Raw genomic sequence first — 13,017 nt, 5'->3', positions numbered from 1 at the left:
CCGCGCAGGCTCACCGACTTCTGCTGCTGTGCCGGTGATTCATATCGGCGTGATCGGCGCGGGTGCGCCCGGGTATGGGCGTTTCGGCGTGTTGTCCCGGGTGGATTCGGAGCGGTTCCGTCAGCGATCGGGCACCAGGATGGTCGACATGATCCGGCGTGTGCGGCCGTCTCCGGGCTGTAGGTAGGGTTCCAGGAACCGCGCGAAACCCGCGGCGAACTCGGCCATCTCGTCGTCGGCGACCCAGATCGCGCTCTGCCGTAGTGCGAGGCCGTCCCGTTCGGGGTCGATGTCCTCCCGTCCGAGATAGCGATCCATATCGCCGGATATCCCCGCGACGAACACCGTGAAGAACGCCCGCACCTGATCGGCATCCACACGCTCGGAGCCGCTTTGTTCAGTGCCGAGTCGCAGGGTCCGCTCGGTGGTGCCGCGTACCTTCCGTTCGGCGACGACCCGGACGATCCCCGCCTCGATCAGGACGTTGACATGCCGGTAGAGGGTGGCGTGCGTGATATCGGGCAGCTGTTCGGCCAGTTGCCGGGTGGTCAGCTCCCGGCCGATCAGGGCCTGCGCGATCCGCCACCGGACGGGCTGATGCAGCACCGTCGCGAGTGTGGGCTTTTGTTGCTGGGCCAACCCATTGCTCCTTAGTATCATTTTTGATATTAATATAGTGTCTGATATCAATCTAGACCGGAGAACTGCCATGGCACAATTGACCGTCCACAACGAGCACGTTCACGTCGACCTCGCCTGGTGGGAGCGGATATTCGCCGGCAGGAGGCGCCGGTTCGTCATACCGCTCACCGCTGTCGATGCGGCCGAGCGGGTGGAGCGGCCCACCCGTTTCTCTGCGGCGCCAGGAGGTCGGGCGGGTGTTGTCGTTACCGGTGTCGTGAAGATCGGGCGGTGGGGGCTGGGCACGGGCACCTCCCGTTTCCTCAGTGTCCGCCGCTGGGTTCCCGCGATCCGCATCGTGGTGTCCGAAGACTTCGCGGGCGAACTCGGCTACCACGAACTACTGATCAGCACATCCCGGGCCGATAGCGTGCTGGAGGCTGTCGCCGCCGGGAACAGATCGTGAGCCGGCGGGCGCGCAGATGGCCGCGCCGGGTGGGCGTCGCCGCGCTCGTGGTCGCGGTACTCGCTGCCGGTTACCTCACCACCGTCGGCGTGCTCCGCTATCGAACCCTCGTGTTGCCCGAACCCACCGGCCGGCATATGGTCGGACGGCTGATCACCACTGTGCCGGTAGGGTCGCCGACAAATCCCGAACAGGGTCGTGCCGTATGGATCTGGTATCCGGCGAACAGCACTGATACCGGGCGATCGGCCCGCGTCGAATACGCGCCACCCGGCTGGCGCGAAGGAGCTCTGCCACCGACCGCTGGCCTCGGCTGGATGCTGCAGGACATCGGGCACGTGCAGGCGTGGGCACGAACTGATGCCGAGCCCGCCGCGGGCAGGTGGCCACTCGTCGCGCTCTCCCCGGGCTTCGCCACCGCGCCATGGATGTATACGAGTGTGGGCGAAGAACTGGCGAGCCACGGCTATATCGTCGCGCTCTCCGTCCCGACCACCACACCGTCGCGGGTGGTCGCCGGAAAGGAATACACCACCCCGTCCCCGCCACAGCCGCAGACCGCTGCGATCGACCGCCTGGCCGGCATCCAGGCCGCCGACCTCGTGGCCATGGTGAACGCGCTGGTCACCGGTCGAGTTCCGGCGCTCGCCGGCCAGGTCGATCACCGCACCGCGATCTACGGCGGACACTCACTCGGGGGCACCGCGGCCACCCTGGCCTGCGATCAGGACGAACGATGCCCCGGCTCGATCAACATGGACGGGCCCCAGCCCGATCCCGCCCGTCGCGAGCAGCACAAACCGGTACTGCTCATCGCCTCCGAGGCCGGCTGCGCCGCCGGAAACCCGTGTGATGCCGCAGGAATGCCCGCCGACCGAGCGGAATGGCTGGCGCTCCGGCACGAGCAGGCACCACCATCATGGGAAGTGGCGATCGCCGGAGCCGGCCACAACGCTTTCGGTGATCCACCGTTCTATTTCGTGGCGCCCCCTTTCGGCAACCTCGTCGGCACCGGCGACATCGCGCCACACCGCATGCACACAGTCCTGACAACCGTCCTCACCGCCGCACTCACCGACCTGCGACACAACGGGACCGCACCCGCCCTACCACAACTCGCCGCCGAACTCCCCGAGCTGCAACCGCTGACATGACGACACCGACCGCCGCAGTCGGGTTGGCAGGATCAGCGCTGTCGAGTCGTGCTCGGCCCCGTTCCTCCGGAGCGCGGCCGCCGGCGGGCGGCTCGACCTCGCCGGACTCGACGAGCGGTCCGGACACTCCGTGCCGGACTTGACCTGGAGTGCTCTCCAGGTCATAGCGTGTGATAGATCCGAACACCCACATCACAAGGGGATGACGCATGGAGCTCGGTCTTCACATACCGATTTTCGAGATCGACGGCGGCACCGCGGCTATTGCCGGGGAATTGGCGCGCGTGGGCGCCGCCGCGGAACAGGCCGGCGCGAGCTGGCTGTCGTTCATGGACCATTTCTTCCAGATCGAGCCCACCGGGCTGCCCGCGGAAGCGAACATGCTCGAGGGCTACACCAGTCTCGGGTTCATGGCCGCGCACACCACCGAGATCGAGCTGGGTCTGCTGGTGACCGGAGTGACCTACCGGCATCCGGGGCTACTCGCCAAGATCGTCACGACACTGGACGTGCTGTCCGGTGGGCGGGCGGCGCTGGGCATCGGCGCGGCCTGGTTCGAGCGTGAACACCACGGGATGGGTGTGCCCTATCCTCCGGTCCGGGAACGGTTCGACCGGTTGGAGGAGACCCTGCGGATCTGCGCGCAGATGTGGGATCCGGACAACAACGGGCCGTTCGACGGGAAGTACTACCAGCTCGCCGAAACGCTGTGTGCCCCGCAGCCGCTGCACCGGCCGAAGGTGCTGATCGGCGGGGGCGGCGAGAAACGAACACTGCGGCTGGTGGCCCGTTACGGCGACGCGTGCAATCTGTTCGCCTCCAGCATCGAGGAGGTGGCGCACAAGCTCGATGTGCTGCGCCGCCACTGCGACGAAGCGGGCACCGATTACGAACGGATCCGCAAAACCGTGCTCGCGGGCAGCCCGGACCCGGCCGCACGCGACGAATTCGTCCGCCGGATGGCCGATTACGCCGGCCTCGGGGTGCACACGGCGATCGTGATGCCACCGGGCGGCTCCCCCGCCGCCTGGATCGACAGCATCGCCCCGGTGGTGCCACAGCTCGCCGAACTCTGACCGGGCCGGTGGTGGGTCAGAAGCGGGACCGGCGGAAACCGCCCTCGGAGTCGATCACCTGGCCCACCACCCAGCGGCCGTCGTCGGAGACCAGCCATTCGATGAGCCGCGCCGGATCATCCGGGGTGCCGGCTCGGCCGCGGGGGAATGCGGCATGCACCGCGTCCAGGAATGCCGGGTCGAGATCGGTGTGGCGGGGGTCGAGGAAACCGGTGTCGACCGGGCCCGGGTTGACGGTGTTGAGGACGATGCCGTGCTCGATCAGCTCGTCCGCCACCGTGGCGGTCATCCCGGCCAGCACCGATTTGGCGGAACCATAGGCGATTTCGCCGCGCATCGGCCCCAGATGCTGGCCGGAGGTCAGCCAGATCACCCGGCCATGATCGGTGACCCCACCGCGTTCGGGGCGGTACTGTCTCGCGAACGCCTGGGTGAGCAGCAACACCGAGCGGGCGTCGACGGCCCAGTGCCCGTCGAGGGTGGTGGCGTCGATCTCGAACAGGGTGCCGTCACCGCCGCTGCGGGCGTGGTTGGCGACCAGGATGTCGACGTGCCCGAATTCCGCGACGGCCGCATCGATGGCGTGCTGTGCGGCGGCGGGGTCGGCGAAATCGATACTCAGGTCGGCGAGGCGGGGTGCCGCGGACAGATCCGCCCGCACTGCCTCGAGGTCGTCGGCGCCCCAGGGTTGCGTTTCGTCGTGCGGAACCCAGTGGGTGAGGAACAACTGTGCGCCGCGGGCAGCGAGGCGGCGGGCGACGGCGTGGCCGATTCCGCCACGACGGCTGACGCCCGTCACAACGGCGACACGTCCGGTGAGATCAGCGGGGGTACTCATCGCCGACCATTGCACAACCTGCCGTGACCGGACGCAACCGGGTATCGGCTCGGGCGCCCTCCCCGCGCCGGAACCCGCCCGCAGGGAGGACGCCCAGCCGAACAGGCTCACGATCGCGCTCGAGCACGCACTCCCCGGCCCACCCCGTCCACTGAGGTCACGCCGAACCGCGCAATGCCCTCGGGGCCGGGAAAGACCCGGCTGCGGCGCAGTCCCGGGGCCGGCGAGACCCCGCTGGACCGTCCCGCCCGCACCGGGGACCGGCGCGCACCGGCTTATCCGCTGCTGACCGGCAGCGGGACCGGCCGGGCCGGGACGGCGTCGGCGGCGAGGTCACGGAAGACACCGTTTCCGCCGGTGGTGCGGGAGAGGGCGTCGGCGGCCAGGATCACCGCGGCGCCGGTCCAGGTGGTGCGTTCCACCGGCCAGCGTTTGCCGTCGGCGTAGACCAGCCCGGTCCAATACGAGCCATCGGTTTCCCGGAGGTGCTGCATATTCGCGAACAACTGGTGGGCGCGGTCGCGGTCGCCGAGGGCGTCCAGCGAGAGCACCAATTCGCAGGTTTCCGCACCGGTCACCCAGGGCCGGTCGGCGACGCAGCGGATACCGATGTTGCCGACCACGAAGGTGTCCCAGCGTTCGGCGATCCGGGCTTGCCCGGCGGGCCCGCGCAACGCCCCGCCGAGGACCGGGTAGTACCAGTCCATCGAGTACCGGTCCTTGGCGGTGAACAGTTCCGGATGCTCGCGCAGCGCGGTGCCGAGCCCGGTGCGGGCCTGTTCCCATTCGGGCTGCGGATCGCCCAGGCAGCGCGCCAGTTCCAGTGCGGCGCCGATGCTGTGATACATGCTGGCCGACCCGGTGACCAGCGCTTCGGGCAGGATATCGGTGCCGTCGCGCAGCCAATAGATCTGACCCTGATCGCCCTGACAGTCGACGACGAGGTCGATGGCCGCGCGGACCACCGGCCACATCTCGGCGGCGAACGCGGTATCACCGGTGACGGCGAGGTAGTGCCATACGCCGGTCGCGATATAGGCGCAGAAGTTGACGTCGGTGGCGGCGTGCTCCACCTCCCCGTCGCGTAACTGCATCGCCCACGACCCGTCGGCCCGCGGGGTGCGGGCCGACCAAGTGTAGGCGGCGACCGCTTCGTCACGCAGACCGGCCACGGTCAACGCCATGGCGGATTCCACGTGATCCCACGGATCGGTGTGACCGCCGGCGAACCACGGGATGGCACCGGAGGGTTCCTGTTCGGCGGCGATGGATTCAGCGGTCTGCAGGCACTGGCGACGGGTGAGTACCGAAGGTACCGACGGTAGTTCAACCGGCGGCACGGGTCACCGCCGGTTTGCTGAAGTACAGGGCCACGCTTTTACCGATCAGCGGGTCGAGTGCCTTCTCGGCGGTTCGGGTGAGCAGCGGTTGTTTCATCATGTCCCACACCAGCATCCGGTGGTAGGCGCGGACCAGCGGATGATCCGGTTTGTCGACGCCGACGGCGCATTTGATCCACCAGTACGGCGAATGCAGGGCGTGCACATGGGTGCGGTGGGTGTGCCGCAACCCGTGGGCGGTGATCTTGTCGCGCAGTTCGTCGGCCTTGTAGATGCGGATATGGCCGCCCTCGTTGGCGTGGTATTCGTCCGACAGCGCCCAGCACACCCGTTCGGGTAACCAGCGCGGGACGGTGACCACCAGCTGTCCGCCCGGGCGCAGCACCCGGACGAGTTCGGCGATGGCGGCGTCGTCGGCGGGAACGTGTTCGAGGATTTCCGAGGCGATCACGACATCGAACTCACCCGCACCGTACGGCAGGTCGAGGGCATTACCCTCCACCGCTTCGGCCTTCGCACCGGCCGGTGCCTCCCCCGCCTGCGCCATCGCCTCGAACATGGTGGCGACGTTGGCGAGTTCGGGGGCGTCCTGATCGAAGGCGACCACATCGGCACCGCGCCGGTACGCCTCGAACGAATGGCGGCCGGCACCGCACCCCACATCGATGACCCGGGTACCCGGCCCGATTCCGGCGCGGTCGAAGTCGACGGTCAGCACGAGGCGCCTCCTGTGGTGGTGAGCTGGGCGGATGTACCGGGTGTCCGACCGGCGTGCCGGTCGATCGCGTTCTGATACACCTGCACGGTCTGGGCGGCGACCGACTCCCAGCTGAACACGGAGACGGCGCGGTCGCGGCCGGCGGCCTGCATCCGCTGCCGGGTCTGCGGGGAATCGAGCAGGCGCCCGATCACCTGGGTCAGGGCGGCGGAATCGCCGGGTTCGGTGAGTTCGGCACAGACTCCCGGTTCGCCGACGACTTCCGGTAGTGCGCCGGTACGGCTGACCACCAGCGGGGTGCCCGAGGCCATCGCTTCCACCGCGGGCAGCGAGAACCCCTCGTACAGGGAGGGAATACAGGCGATCTCGGCGGAGGCGAGCAGTTCGGCGAGTTCGGTATCGGTCAGCCCGGGGCGGACGGTGACGATATCGGAGAGCCCGAGTTCGGCGATCTGTTTCTCGGTCGGCCCGTTCGGTTCCAGTTTCGCGACCAGCTGCAGTTCCACCTTGTGGGTCACCCGCAGCCGGGTGAGCGCCTGCAGCAGATGCGAGATCCCCTTGAGCGGTTTGTCGGCGCTGGCGACCGCCACGATCCGGCCGGGCATCCGGGCGCCGCGCGGCGCGAACAGTTCGGTGTCCACACCGAGGGGCACCACCTTCAGCTGCGCGGGATCGACGCCGAAATCGTCGGCGATATCGGTCGCCGACGAGGTGGATACGGTGAGCAGATCGGGGATCTGCCGGGCGACGCGCTGCTGCATGCCGAGGAACCCGTACCAGCGGCGCACCAGCGGTTTGCGCCGCCAGATCGCGGCCGCCAGATCGACCTCGCGGTCCTTGGTGATGGGATGGTGCACGGTCGCGACCAGCGGCAGCCGCCGCGCGATATCGAGCAGCCCGCTGCCCAGGCACTGGTTGTCGTGGACGACGTCGAAATCCCGCACCCGCTCGCGCAGCAGCCGGGCCGCACGAAGGCTGAACGTGCGGGGCTCGGGGAAGCCGGCGGTCCACATGGTGGCCAGTTCCAGCAGATCGATCCGGTCGCGGATCTCGCCGGGCCGGGGCGTGCGGAACGGGTCGTCCTCACGGTAGAGGTCCAGGCTGGGTACCTCGGTCAGGGTCACGCGCGGGTCGAGGTCGGCCGGGTAGGGCTGGCCGGAGAAAACCTCCACCTGATGGCCGAGTTCGGCCAGTCCGGCGCTGAGCCGGCGCACATAGACCCCCTGCCCACCGCAATGAGGCTTGCTGCGGTAGGACAACAAGGCAATTCGCACGGCTAGCTGACCTCACGGGTGATCGAATTCATGTCCCGCAGTTTGCCAGCCAGCCGTTCGAGGTAGGCACGCACCTCCGGTTCCGGCTTGTCCGGCAAGCCGTACAGCACATCGGTGACCCCGTCGGCCGCCCAGGCCGCGAGCCGGTCGGCGTCGGGTTTGAAGTCGAGCGCCACCACGCGGGGGGCGCCCTCACGGCCGGCGTCGGCCCATGCCTTCTTCAGCGTCGCCAGGCTGCCGGAGATATCGTTTTCGCCCGGGGTGGTGATCCAGCCGTCGGCGTGGGCGGCGATCCACGCGCAGGTGCGTTCGGTACCGGCCGCGCCGATGAGCACGGGGACGGTGCGGTCGACCGGTTTCGGCCACGCCCAGCTGGGCCCGAAGTTCACGAAGTCACCGTCGTAGGCGGCCTCGTCCTCGCTCCACAGGGCCCGCATGGCCTCCAGGTATTCGCGCAGCGCGGTACGGCGCTTCTTACCGGGGATTCCATGGTCGGCGAGCTCATCGGTGTTCCAGCCGAAACCGGCACCCAGGGTGACCCGGCCGCCGGACAGGTGGTCGAGTGAGGCGATGGTCTTGGCGAGAGTGATGGGGTCGTGTTCGACCGGGAGCGCGACCGCGGTGGCGAGCTCGATCCGTTCGGTCACGGCGGCGGCCATGGCCAGCGATACCCACGGGTCGAGGGTGCGCATATAACGGTCGTCGGGCAGGGTGGCGTCCCCGGTCTGGGGATGCGCGGCTTCGCGTTTCACCGGGATATGGGTGTGTTCGGGGACGTAGAACGAGGAGAATCCGTTGTCCTCGGCCGCGCGGGCGGCGGCGGCGGGGCTGATCCCGCGATCACTGGTGAACAGAACGATGCCGAAACGCATACCTGAGCCTTGTCTGTCGTGGGTGGTTCGGGCCGCGGCGGCGTCCCGGCGGAGGGGTTCGGTGATAGCTGTCGAGGGCAGGGATCCTGACGTGGTGCGGTGCGCCACCGCGTCCAGGCCCGCACGTTCCCGTGTCACCGGCCTTCGGCGGCGGCTTTCTTCGCGGCCTTGGCGTGCTGGTCGAGCTGGGCGCCGATCACATGGTCCAGCGAGGTGCCGGCGGGCCAGCCCACGTAGTGGCACAGGAACAGGGAGATCTCGCGCAGCGCGGTTTCGTCGAGTTCGCCGTTCTTCAGCGCGGCACCGACCTGGATACCGGCCACGTCGAACAACCCCTGCGCGGTGAGCGCGCCGAGCAGCAGCAGCCGCCGGTCCCGCAGCGACAGTCCCGGACGGGACCAGATATCGGCGAACAGGTGGTCGGCGGTGACGGCGAAATGGTCGCCGGGGCCGTCCTGGAACTCCCATCCGTAGACTTCCGCCATCTTGGCCAGTCCCCGTTCGCGCACCGTGGGCTGCGCGGAGGGTTCGGGCGCCGGGGGCTGGGTCGTGGGATCGGTCATGCTGCTCCTTCGGTGCCGCAACGGTCCGGCGAAAGTGTCTGGACAGGTGTACGGAATATAATTCGGACACTCCTTGCCACGCAAGAACATGTTCCTGTTGACATCCTCCTGGATCGCCGATAGACCGCCGACGGCAGCATTCGCAAATCGCCCCGAAGCGGACGACGACTCTGAGAAAATCGCTGAATCGTTGTCGGACACATCTGTCGGTGGTAGCGTCCAGACACATGTCCAGCTATGTGTCTTCCCGGCGGACCCGCCCTCCGCGAACCGGGAAGAACTCGTTCTCGGAATCAGCGACGCCGAGGGAGCACACACTATGAAAATCGTGGCCGATATGGATCTGTGCCAGGGGCACGCCGTCTGCGCCGCCGAAGCACCGGACATCTTCTCCGTCCCGAAACGCGGTCAGGTGGAAATCCTCGACCCGAATCCCGGGCCGGAACACAAGGCCGACGTCGAGAACGCCGTGCGCTACTGCCCGACCCAGGCCCTGCTGCTCGTCTCCGACGACACCGATGACTGACAACAGTCCACTGGTTCTTTTCGAAAGGGAACAACACCGATGACAGGTTTCGATCGCGCCGAACTCGACGAGATGGTGCGCCGCTGGGTGGCCGAGAACGAGCGCTGCGAGAAACTGGGTGACTGGAAGCCGCTGGCCGAGATGTACACCGAGGACGCCACCTACGGCTGGAACTACGGCCCCAAGGACGAGTTCATGGCGGTGGGCCGGGACGAAATCCGCGAATTGGCACTCGGGCAGGAGATGGAGGGCCTCGAGGGCTGGGAGTACCCCTATCAGCAGTTCGTGATCGACGAGCGCAGCGGTGATTGCATCGGCTTCTGGAAGCAGCAGTACACCACCACACCCCGGAAAGACGGCAGCCTGTACACCGTGAACGGGATCGGCGGCAGCTGGTTCCGGTACGGCGGCAACTACCAGTGGTCGTGGCAGCGCGACTTCTTCGACTTCGGCAACGTCTCGGCACTGTTCCTGGAGATGATGACCGACAAGGCGATGTCGGAGCCGATGAACCAGCGCATCGCGAAATCCACCGCCTCCCGCCTGCCCGGCTGGTACAAGATCGGCACCGCGCCGGCCTCGCTGTGGTGACTCCGATGACCGTGCCCACGAGCAGGTTCCACGCGCTGAGCCGGGAGGCGCTGGCGGCGCTGGTACCCGAGCTGCTGTTGTGCGGGCAGCTCATCGACCGATCCGGGATGGCGCACTGTATCTCCGCTTTCGGCCGGGAGGGGATGGCCGAAGTCGCGATCGAGGAATGGCAGCTGTCCAGCCCGGTCTATACCCGCCGGATGCAGCGGGCCCTCGGCTACACCGGCGACGATATCGTCACCATCTTCAAGGGCCTGCAACTCGATATCGGGGCGCCACCACAGTTCATGGATTTCCGTTTCCGCGTGCACGATTCCCGCCACGGCGAGTTCTGGCTGGACCATTGCGGCGCACTCGTCGACGTCGAACCGATGGGCGAGGCCTACGTGAAGGCGATGTGCCACGACATCGAAGACCCCACCTTCGATGCCACGGCCCTGGCCACCAACAAATACGCGCAGGTCCGGCCCATCCACCGGCCACCCCGGCAACCCGCCGACCGGCATCCGATGTGCGCGTGGACGGTGGTCATCGACGAATCGCACACCCCGCCGGAGGTTCCGCGCAACGCGGCGCTGGTCGCGGAATCGGTGGCCGCCGGGTTGCCGCTGGCGCCGATCGACCCCGCCGACGAGGGTCGCGGCGACTACAGCGGTCCGCTGCTCAGCGACCTGCGGTTCGCCGATTTCTCCCGTTCCGCGCTCGTGCGCATCGCCGAGGAGGTGTGCCTGCAGCAGCATCTGCTGGTACTCGGATTCATGATCGCGGTGCACGAACGCACCGACGACGATTCGGCACTGGAAATCGGCCGCAAACAGTTCACCGGGATCGCCGGCGTGGCCGCCGAGCGGATCCGGGCCTGCCTGGGTCTCGGTGACGATCTGGACGCGCTCGCGCAGGTGCTGCGCATCCATCCGGCGCTCAACCCCCTGCACTACACCGATGCCGAAGTCGAGCCCGGCGTGGATGCGGTGCGGGTCCGGTTCCCCGGCACCAGCGGCGCGCTCACCGACCGCGTCTGGCCGTCGATGATCGACCCCGAGCATCTCGGGCCGCTGAATTCCCTGGTGCGGGGCGTGAACCCGCACTTCCACAGCCGGGTGACCGATAACGGTCCCGACGGCTGGACCGCCGAGATCACCGCGGCCGCCGAACCGTTCGCCGAGGCCCCGGAGGTGGCGATCACCCGGTTCAGCACCGGGGTCGACTTCCGTTTCACCGATCGCGGTATACCGCTGCCCCTCACCGTTCTCTGACCCTCCCGGCCCGGGAGGTTCCGCCAGCACCGCAGGATTGATATGGCCAATAATTTCGCCGACCTGTTCGAACACTCCGTCGACGCCATGCCCGACCGGATCGCCCTGATCGAACAGGGCCGGCGCATCACCTATCGCGAACTGGACGAGCGGGCCAACCGGCTGGCCCACCATCTCGCGTCGGTGGGCGTCGGACGCGGAACCCATGTCGGGTTCCAGATGCACAACAGCATCGATACGATGCAAACGCTGATCGCCTGTTTCAAATTGGCGGCGGCCCCGGTGAACATCAATTTCCGGTACGGGCCGGAGGAACTCGCCTACCTCTACGACAACGCCGACCTCGAACATCTCGTCTACCACGCCTGCTACGGGGAGTCGGTGCGCGCGGCGGCGCGGCAGTCGCCGCGGCTGAAATATCTGCTGTGCGCGGCCGACGACCGAACCGCGGCGGACGACGGCGTCGACTGCCTGGCGGACGTCACCGGCGTCGCGCCCGCGACCCGGCCCGAGGTCACCCGCACGGCCGACGACCGGTTCATCATGTACACCGGCGGCACCACCGGGATGCCCAAAGGGGTGCTGTGGCGGCAGGAGGACATGTGGCGGGTTCTCGGCGGCGGCATCGACTTCTACAGCAACGAACCCGTCAGCGACGAATACCAGCAGTCACGCACCGGCGCGGCCGGCGAACCCTCCACCTGGCTGATCCTGCCGCCGCTCATGCACCTGGCCGCGATGATGCCCACCTTTATCGCGCTGTGGTCCGGCAACTGCGTGATCTTCGAACCCCGCTTCGACCCGGATACGGTGTGGCAGACGGTGGCCGCCGAACACCCCGGCGTCATGGTGATCACCGGTGACGCCATGGCCCGCCCGCTCATCGACTCCTACCGGGCGCACCCGGTCGACACCACGGGCCTGTTCATGATCGCCTCCGGAGCCGCGCTGCTCACCCAGGCGACGAAGAACGATCTGCTGGACCTGATCCCGAACCTGTTCGTCTCCGATTCCATCGGCTCCTCCGAAACCGGCTTCGGCGGCATCGGATTCGCCCAGCGCGACGAGGACCCGGCCCGCAAACCGCGGGTCTCCATCGGCCGCGGCGCGGTGGTCGTCGACGACGACGGCCGGCCCGTACAGCCCGGCGACGAGGGCTGGCTGGCGAAAACCGGGGCCGTACCGCTGGGCTACTACAAGGACGAGACCAAAACCGCGAAACTGTTCAAAACGGTCGACGGCGAACGCATCGTCATCACCGACGACCGCGCGATCCTCGAAGACGACGGCACGATCAGCCTGATCGGCCGCGGCAATATGGTCATCAACACCGGAGGGGAGAAGGTGTTCGCCGAAGAGGTGGAGGGGGTGGTGAAAGCCCATCCCGCCGTCTACGACGCGACCGTGATCGGCGTCGAGCATCCGCGCTGGGGTCAGCAGGTGGCCGCCGTGGTGAGTCTGTCGGCCGCAGCGGGCGGGACGCTCGATCTGCCCGGCCTGCAAGCCCACGTCCGCGACCACCTCGCCGGATACAAAGTGCCGCGGGCCATCTGGGTCACCGACGCGGTAACCCGCTCGCCGAGCGGGAAACCCGACTACACGTGGGCCCGGAAGTACGCGGCCGGTCGCGCGCCGGACTACCGCGCCGGCTGAGCGCCGGGCAGCATCGAACTCACCGCCTCGCACGGACCGGCAGGAATTCGGATTCGGGTCGCGAGCGCC

The 13,017-nt window shown here is 67.9% G+C and carries 14 protein-coding genes; 7 read left to right on the top strand and 7 right to left on the bottom strand.

Translation table 11 applies throughout. The features are described 5' to 3' along the window. Positions 1-120: 120 nt before the first annotated feature. Positions 121-639, bottom strand: a complete 519-nt coding sequence (locus QH276_RS09945) for a helix-turn-helix domain-containing protein (RefSeq protein WP_280401786.1) — start codon at positions 637-639, stop codon at positions 121-123. A gap of 70 nt (positions 640-709) precedes the next feature. Here QH276_RS09945 and QH276_RS09940 point away from each other — a divergent pair, with 70 nt between their 5' ends. From QH276_RS09940 to QH276_RS09930, 3 genes are all read left to right on the top strand, one after another. Next, on the top strand, positions 710-1,087 hold the full coding sequence (locus QH276_RS09940; RefSeq protein WP_280401785.1) for a hypothetical protein: 378 nt from the start codon (positions 710-712) through the stop codon (positions 1,085-1,087). Continuing rightward, a complete protein-coding gene (locus QH276_RS09935; RefSeq protein WP_280401784.1) occupies positions 1,084-2,241 on the top strand; it encodes a hypothetical protein in 1,158 nt (385 codons plus the stop codon). Before QH276_RS09940 ends, QH276_RS09935 begins: the two co-directional genes overlap by 4 nt. 209 nt (positions 2,242-2,450) lie before the next feature. Then, positions 2,451-3,317, top strand: a complete 867-nt coding sequence (locus QH276_RS09930; protein WP_280401783.1) for an LLM class F420-dependent oxidoreductase — start codon at positions 2,451-2,453, stop codon at positions 3,315-3,317. Positions 3,318-3,333: 16 nt separating this feature from the next. Here the strand turns inward: QH276_RS09930 and QH276_RS09925 are convergent, their stop codons facing one another. The 6 genes from QH276_RS09925 to QH276_RS09900 all read right to left on the bottom strand — a co-directional run bounded on the left by QH276_RS09925 (position 3,334) and on the right by QH276_RS09900 (position 8,922). Then, complete coding sequence (locus QH276_RS09925; RefSeq protein ID WP_280401782.1) at positions 3,334-4,155, bottom strand: SDR family oxidoreductase; 822 nt, start codon at positions 4,153-4,155, stop codon at positions 3,334-3,336. A 275-nt stretch (positions 4,156-4,430) separates the two neighbouring features. Next, a complete protein-coding gene (locus tag QH276_RS09920; RefSeq protein ID WP_280406702.1) occupies positions 4,431-5,495 on the bottom strand; it encodes a prenyltransferase in 1,065 nt (354 codons plus the stop codon). Continuing rightward, the gene (locus QH276_RS09915) at positions 5,482-6,213 is read right to left on the bottom strand and encodes a class I SAM-dependent methyltransferase (RefSeq protein ID WP_280400949.1); all 732 of its coding nucleotides are present in this window, start codon (positions 6,211-6,213) and stop codon (positions 5,482-5,484) included. The genes QH276_RS09920 and QH276_RS09915 overlap by 14 nt, the downstream gene beginning before the upstream one ends. Further along, positions 6,207-7,487 carry a glycosyltransferase family 4 protein gene (locus QH276_RS09910; RefSeq protein WP_280400950.1) on the bottom strand — a complete coding sequence of 427 codons (1,281 nt, stop codon included), beginning with the start codon at positions 7,485-7,487 and terminating at the stop codon, positions 6,207-6,209. The genes QH276_RS09915 and QH276_RS09910 overlap by 7 nt, the downstream gene beginning before the upstream one ends. A gap of 2 nt (positions 7,488-7,489) precedes the next feature. After that, complete coding sequence (locus QH276_RS09905; protein ID WP_280400973.1) at positions 7,490-8,359, bottom strand: LLM class F420-dependent oxidoreductase; 870 nt, start codon at positions 8,357-8,359, stop codon at positions 7,490-7,492. 134 nt (positions 8,360-8,493) lie between these two features. Beyond that, entirely contained in the window at positions 8,494-8,922 is a 429-nt protein-coding gene (locus tag QH276_RS09900) for a carboxymuconolactone decarboxylase family protein (protein ID WP_432278697.1), read from the bottom strand. A gap of 319 nt (positions 8,923-9,241) precedes the next feature. Here QH276_RS09900 and QH276_RS09895 point away from each other — a divergent pair, with 319 nt between their 5' ends. Genes QH276_RS09895 through QH276_RS09880 form a run of 4 tightly spaced genes read left to right on the top strand, consistent with a single transcriptional unit; the run spans position 9,242 to position 12,948 of the window. Continuing rightward, complete coding sequence (locus QH276_RS09895) at positions 9,242-9,448, top strand: ferredoxin (RefSeq protein WP_280400951.1); 207 nt, start codon at positions 9,242-9,244, stop codon at positions 9,446-9,448. A 39-nt stretch (positions 9,449-9,487) separates the two neighbouring features. Further along, a complete protein-coding gene (locus tag QH276_RS09890; protein WP_280400952.1) occupies positions 9,488-10,039 on the top strand; it encodes a nuclear transport factor 2 family protein in 552 nt (183 codons plus the stop codon). 5 nt (positions 10,040-10,044) lie between these two features. After that, the gene (locus QH276_RS09885; RefSeq protein ID WP_280400953.1) at positions 10,045-11,295 is read left to right on the top strand and encodes a hypothetical protein; all 1,251 of its coding nucleotides are present in this window, start codon (positions 10,045-10,047) and stop codon (positions 11,293-11,295) included. Between the two features lie 42 nt (positions 11,296-11,337). Continuing rightward, positions 11,338-12,948 (top strand): acyl-CoA synthetase, encoded by a 1,611-nt coding sequence (locus tag QH276_RS09880; protein WP_280400954.1) that lies wholly within the window; start codon positions 11,338-11,340, stop codon positions 12,946-12,948. Positions 12,949-13,017 lie beyond the last annotated feature (69 nt).

This window comes from Nocardia carnea (assembly GCF_029869215.1).
GTDB lineage: Bacteria > Actinomycetota > Actinomycetes > Mycobacteriales > Mycobacteriaceae > Nocardia > Nocardia carnea_B.
This window is presented reverse-complemented; position numbering and strand designations above follow the sequence as displayed.

Excerpts from the sequence above, each read along its gene's own strand:
- QH276_RS09900 (WP_432278697.1), bottom strand. The coding sequence starts at position 8,922 with ATGACCGATCCCACGACCCAGCCCCCGGCGCCCGAACCCTCCGCGCAG.
- QH276_RS09890 (WP_280400952.1), top strand. The coding sequence starts at position 9,488 with ATGACAGGTTTCGATCGCGCCGAACTCGACGAGATGGTGCGCCGCTGG.
- QH276_RS09905 (WP_280400973.1), bottom strand. The coding sequence starts at position 8,359 with ATGCGTTTCGGCATCGTTCTGTTCACCAGTGATCGCGGGATCAGCCCC.
- QH276_RS09940 (WP_280401785.1), top strand. The coding sequence starts at position 710 with ATGGCACAATTGACCGTCCACAACGAGCACGTTCACGTCGACCTCGCC.
- QH276_RS09885 (WP_280400953.1), top strand. The coding sequence starts at position 10,045 with ATGACCGTGCCCACGAGCAGGTTCCACGCGCTGAGCCGGGAGGCGCTG.
- QH276_RS09925 (WP_280401782.1), bottom strand. The coding sequence starts at position 4,155 with ATGAGTACCCCCGCTGATCTCACCGGACGTGTCGCCGTTGTGACGGGC.
- QH276_RS09895 (WP_280400951.1), top strand. The coding sequence starts at position 9,242 with ATGAAAATCGTGGCCGATATGGATCTGTGCCAGGGGCACGCCGTCTGC.
- QH276_RS09880 (WP_280400954.1), top strand. The coding sequence starts at position 11,338 with ATGGCCAATAATTTCGCCGACCTGTTCGAACACTCCGTCGACGCCATG.
- QH276_RS09930 (WP_280401783.1), top strand. The coding sequence starts at position 2,451 with ATGGAGCTCGGTCTTCACATACCGATTTTCGAGATCGACGGCGGCACC.